The sequence below is a fragment of the Daejeonella sp. genome, from assembly GCF_037719425.1.
In the GTDB taxonomy this organism is placed as follows: domain Bacteria; phylum Bacteroidota; class Bacteroidia; order Sphingobacteriales; family Sphingobacteriaceae; genus Daejeonella.
The window spans coordinates 50877-56785 of sequence record NZ_JBBJNI010000007.1; the positions used below are offsets into that span (position 1 = coordinate 50877).

The 5909-nt window shown below is 40.8% G+C and carries 4 protein-coding genes and 1 pseudogene; 1 reads left to right on the plus strand and 4 read right to left on the minus strand.

The annotated features are described in order from the left end of the window. The 4 genes and pseudogenes from WKF69_RS01985 to tgt form a co-directional block, all read right to left on the minus strand. Positions 1 to 1071, minus strand: a pseudogene (locus WKF69_RS01985) (hypothetical protein); the annotation flags it as partial. A 797-nt stretch (positions 1072 to 1868) separates the two neighbouring features. After that, a complete protein-coding gene (locus tag WKF69_RS01990) occupies positions 1869 to 2756 on the minus strand; it encodes a DMT family transporter (protein ID WP_340379115.1) in 888 nt (295 codons plus the stop codon). A 74-nt stretch (positions 2757 to 2830) separates the two neighbouring features. Continuing rightward, entirely contained in the window at positions 2831 to 3910 is a 1080-nt protein-coding gene (locus tag WKF69_RS01995) for an LptF/LptG family permease (protein WP_340379117.1), read from the minus strand. Positions 3911 to 3912: 2 nt separating this feature from the next. Then, on the minus strand, positions 3913 to 5043 hold the full coding sequence (gene tgt / locus WKF69_RS02000) for a tRNA guanosine(34) transglycosylase Tgt (protein WP_340379119.1): 1131 nt from the start codon (positions 5041 to 5043) through the stop codon (positions 3913 to 3915). Positions 5044 to 5225: 182 nt separating this feature from the next. On the opposite strand from tgt, the gene WKF69_RS02005 reads away from it, so the two are divergent. After that, positions 5226 to 5909: glycosyltransferase (locus WKF69_RS02005; RefSeq protein ID WP_340379121.1), on the plus strand; the 684-nt coding region annotated here is incomplete at its 3' end.

A 5909-nucleotide genomic window follows, 5' to 3' on the forward strand; every position in this document is an offset into this window, starting at 1 on the left:
GTGTGTTAATTGTTTATAGGTGCCTGCGGCGAGGTCATATATATTAATCACATTAAACGACCGTTTTTGATAACGCTTATCATATCTGAATTCATCCCAAACGATTTTGCCATGTGAATAGTTAAAGTTGCTTTCAGTTTGAAATCCAATTTTCAGAATCCGGCGCTCTTTTCCGGCTGTGTCCAATTTTAATATTTCAGGAGTTTTATCAAGGCTTTTTCTCAGTACTAAAACCTCCTCCGTATTCATTCTCGCAGGCAAGAGATAGTCGGCAGGGACAGCTTTTAAGCGTTTGTTGATCGCCAGGTATTGTTGCGTTATGGAAGCTCCTTCCTGGACTTGCCATAAACGGTTTAATTCGGCAGTTGTAGAGTCATGCAGCAATCGGCTATTGAGCCCCGTAAATTTCCGGATAGACCGGCTAAGGTTATAGGGCCGGAATGGATTGCGCGACATGCTTGTCATCAGGCTATCCATTATCCCCTTACCGTAGTCCCGCTTAAGTTTGCTGGTCATAAAATATCCGAGCTGGTAATAACCGGGGGTGAGGTCTTTGAATGATCCGAGATAGTTTTTCGAGTAAGAGTAGTCCTTGCCACTTAGTGTATTTGTTCGGAAGATAATTTCCCAGTCGGGGAGCCTCCCACGGCCTGCATGGCTTAGCGCTGTTTCGATGCCGACAGCATCGCCTTCAAAGAACCATGGAGGAAGGGTAATGCCAAATATTGCGAGGGCTAATTCTTCGAAAAACGGCCTTTTCAATTTCCCCGTAAGTTTGTCGAATTGTACTACATGGCGCAGCTCATGAATAGCCAAACTATTCAGCCAATCCTGCATGTCAAAATTTTGGGGAGGGACAGTAAAGAACTCAGAACGGCGGGGAGCGAGCTGGACAAATCCATTGGAAACGACTCCTTGATTTTGCAGGATGATGGTGATTTTTCGCGGCTCCTTACCAAGGCTTTTGCTCACACTTTTAATTACATGCTCCAAAGTGTTTGCCATGCGCAGTGCCTCGTCTTTGAATTCAGAAGGGTAGAGGATCTGAAAATTCGGGGTGTTAATTTCCATCCATTTTATGCCAGGAGGGTTCTGTCCACTGTCAAAAATCTGTGCATTTACGCTATGGGAATTTATAGTTAATATAAAACATATAAGTATATTGATAATTAATGATTTAAAGGTGTTTTTGTGGCACATCTTATATGGTTGCTAAAGTACTTAGTCTTTTAGGTGAATGAGATTTTTAAATATATTATTAGTGACTTTATATTCATTGTATCAAATCTCTGATTAATAATAACTTATATATTATTTAATAATTTATAAAAAGATGAATTAGCGATGTTTTGCGACTCGGATTTACGTATTATCTGGTATCAGACATCGTTTATAAAATTTGGGTAACGACGATTGTAAAACCGGACTTGCTACTATGAAAATACGAAATCTAGTACGCATTAGTTTGGAGCTGCTGTTTTTTCCCGACAAATAATTCAAACAGGATTTTGTCGGAGTGTTACGGCTTTATAGACCCGGAAAAGTTCAGACTCCATGACAAGGTGTTGAAGTTTTGTCACGGGCAGAGCTGCACACCTGTCTTCATAAATTCAGATGAATTTCAATCTTTGTTCCAGGACAAATTCTTCACGGCAGCGATGTAATTCTTTCCACAGTTTTAACGGGTCAGGCGTGCTTTCAATTTGCAAGTGAGCGCCCAGGAAAGTCGGTTAAAAGGCGCACCTCCGCCCTTGCTTTTTTACTAATTTTCCGGCGAAGCTGAAGCAGCAAACCGAGTTGTTTTTCCGGTAGTTTTTAAAGACGCTTAGTGTACAAAATTTGAAATTCGAGAGACGAGAGTCTCAGACTTATTTCCTCCGGGTCCGGTTTTTTATAACCGGATACATAAAAATGGCGCCCAGAATTATTACAGCTCCCGCATAAAAACCAGGCGTCATTTGCTCCCGTTTTCCGAAGAAAATAAAGGCAAGAATGATCCCATAAACGGGTTCTAGATTTGTAATGAGGGCGACCCGGAATGCGGATAATTCCTTCATTACTGCTACCCCTGCGACGTATGCTACGGACGTGCAAATGATCCCAAGGACTAATAAATACATCAGGTCGTCAAAATTGAGGCTCATGGAAGCCGTATAACCGTCTGAAAGAAATAAATAGATTGATATCCACACAAACGCGCCAAGGAGCTCATAGAAGCTTATAATAGCCGCAGGGCGATTCTGAATCTGTTTGGAATTTATAATAGAGAAGATGCTCGCACATAAAGCACTACTCAAACCTAAGATTATGCCTACCGTATATCTTGACTCAAATTTGAATATCATGTAAATCCCGCAGATAATTATCAGGCCTGTGATGATCTCGAACAGTGATATCTTTTGGTTTTTTAGCAGTGGTTCAAGGATAGCTGTAAAGAGCGTTAGTGATGAAAGGCAGACAAGGGTTACCGAGACGGTAGACGATTTTATCGATTGGAAAAACAGTATCCAGTGCAAGCCGACAATAGCACCGGTGAAGAATAATTTCAGGAATACAGCGCGGGACACATTAAGCGGAATTTTGGCCACCAAGAAATAAACAAACAACGTAGCGAAAGCGATAAGAACACGGTACCATACCAGCTGGGTAGCCGGTATTGAAATTAATGCCCCCAGTATCCCGGTAAAGCCCCAAACAAAAACTGTGAGGTGCAGGATTATGAGATTTTTGTTTGAAGCAGCTGTTTTAGTTAGCATTGGAACTGGTTTAGAAATGGAGACCTGTACAGGCCCCTGTAATATAGTCCGTATTAATGATTACAAAAGGACTGTTATTTTGGAGCCTTTGCTAACAGATACATACCCAAAATCCCGAAGATAATGTTTGGAATGAAAACCGCTATGATGGGAGGCAGTCCTCCTTTTAGGGCAAACATGTCTGCAAACCTAATAAAAAGGATGTACGCGAAGCTTAGAAATATTCCGATTCCAAGCGGAAGACCGATGCCACCCCGTACCTTTCTAGATGAAAGTGACACACCCATTAAGGTTAGTATGTATGCAGAAAGAGGATATACATAACGTCTATATTTTTCAAGTTGCAGATCAATCATCACCCCCGTTCCTCTGGTTTCTTCTTTGTTTATGCGCACGTTAAGTTCGCGCATATTCATTGCCTGATAAATGTTGTCATAGATCTGGAAATCCTTTGGGCGCATATCCAGGGTGGTGTCTTTCTTCAGTCCAGAACTCATACTTTCCTTTAATCCATCAACCGTACGAACTGTATAGTTCTCAATCACCCATTTTGTTTTCACAGAATCCCAGGTGATCTTATCGGCAACGAGCTTTTCTTTAAGGTCGTACCCATTGAATTTTTCAAGAGTAAATTTATAACCCAGCTTTTGGTTATTGTCAAAATTCTCGATGTACACATATGTATTTTTATCAATCTGCATATGAGTGTACATCTTGGAATTATCCGATTTGGGATTTATATAGACATTCTCAAAATCGATCTTAAGTCCATTAGTTTCGGGTATTATAAAAAGATTGAAGACAAGCGTGACCAGAAATATAACCGTGGAGGCGATGAAATAAGGCCATAGAAAGCGCCGGAAACTGACCCCGCCACTCAAAATGGGCACAATTTCCGTTTGATCAGCCATCTTAGCTGTGAAGAAAATTACCGCAATGAAGTTTATCAGGGGCGAAAGGAAATTGAGGTAATAAGGGATGAAACCAGCATAGTAGTTGAATATGATTTTCTTAAGGGGAGCTTCATGTTTTAAGAAATCATCCAATTTTTCAGAAACATCAAAAATGACAAAGATCACAGTAAAAATACCCAGCGTGAAAATAAATGTTCCCAGGTATTTTTTAATGATGTACCAGTCGATGATCTTAATCATACCTATAAACGCTGGGCGACCTGTTTTACCATTTTACTCTTCCATACGCTGAATGTTCCGTCAATAATCTTTGCACGGGCTTCTGAAACCAGCCAGATGTAAAAATGCAAGTTATGTAAAGTTGCAATCTGGGATCCCAGCATTTCATTTGACTGTGCCAGGTGACGAAGGTAGGCCTTGCTGTAATTTCTGTCAGCAAACAGATCGCTATCCTCTTCAATAGGGGAGAAATCATTCTTCCATCTTTCATTTTTGATATTGATGATACCATTCTTTGTGAAAAGCATGCCATTCCTTGCATTACGCGTTGGCATTACACAATCAAACATATCGATTCCAAGGGCGATATTCTCAAGTATGTTAACGGGAGTTCCTACGCCCATAAGGTATCGCGGTTTATCGGATGGAAGAATATCACAGACAATTTCCGTCATCTCATACATATCTTCCGCTGGTTCCCCAACCGAAAGGCCGCCTATGGCATTGCCTTCTCTTTCGAAAGAAGCTATCATTTCCGCTGATTGCTTGCGAAGATCCTTGTATACGGAGCCCTGAATAATTGGGAAAAGGGTTTGTGAAAAGCCATATTTAGGTCCGGTTTTATCGAAATGCTCACAACAGCGCTTCAACCACCGGTGAGTCATTTCCATTGAACGCCGGGCGTACCCGTATTCACAAGGATAGGGAGTACATTCGTCAAACGCCATAATGATATCAGCTCCAATCACACGCTGCGTATCCATAACAGATTCGGGTGTAAACAAATGTTTCGACCCATCAATATGAGAACGGAAAGTAACTCCTTCTTCTTTTATCTTACGAACCCCGGACAATGAGTAAACCTGATAACCACCGCTATCGGTTAGTATCGGCTTGTCCCATCCATTAAATTTGTGAAGCCCGCCTGCCATTTCGAGCGTATTAAGCCCGGGCCTTAAGTAAAGATGATACGTATTACCTAAAATTATCTGAGCTTTGATGTCATCCGCCAATTCACGCTGATGGACGGCTTTTACAGTACCTGCGGTACCTACAGGCATAAAAATAGGAGTTTGGATTATCCCATGATCGGTTGTAATTTCACCCGCACGTGCCTTAGAATGGCTATCTTTAACGTCTAGCTTAAATTTCATTCAATATTTATAAACAGCCGTAAAAATAGTAATAATCCAGAGTTGGAAGATGAAAACTGAAAACTGAAGGCTCACAGCCCCGATGTGTACGGAAATAGAGAATTTAGCTGAAAATTCTCGGCTGATAGCTTTTTCGGTTTATTTTGGAAACAATAGCAATTGTTATCTGAAAAATCAGAAATTTGTACCTAATTAAAAAGATATTTTCTCACGTGGACTATTTGTATATTATTGTTTTAATTGCCTTTCAGATTTGCTTTTTAATACAACTATACTATACGATAGTAATACATCGGAAGTTAGCTACTTACAAAATCGACGAGCCGGATACATTTGATGAAAGCCCGGTTTCAATTATCATTTGTGCCCGTAATGAAATCGAGAACTTAAAAAAGAACCTGGGGTCATTTCTGCAGCAAGACCACCCTGATTTCGAAGTTGTTGTTGTAAACGATTGTTCAAATGATGGCACTGACTGGTATTTAAGAGATCTTTCTGCAGAGCATAAGAATTTGAAGGTCGTTACCATCAGCGAGCATCCCAGATTCAAGCACGGCAAAAAATTTGCAGTCACCATGGGAATCAAAGCCAGTAAGAACGAAAATATGATCTTTACGGATGCCGATTGCCGTCCCGCTTCGAACCGCTGGCTCTCACGAATGCAAAGGCTGTTCAATAATAATACAGACATAGTTCTCGGGTATTCGCCGTATGAATCCAGCGGGGGACTATTAAATAAAATAATCCGGTTTGAAACATTCTCCACTGCGTTAAACTATATATCTTTTGCACTGGAAGGTATGCCGTATATGGGGGTAGGCAGAAATCTCGCCTATAAAAAATCGCTATTCTTTAAAGGAAAAGGT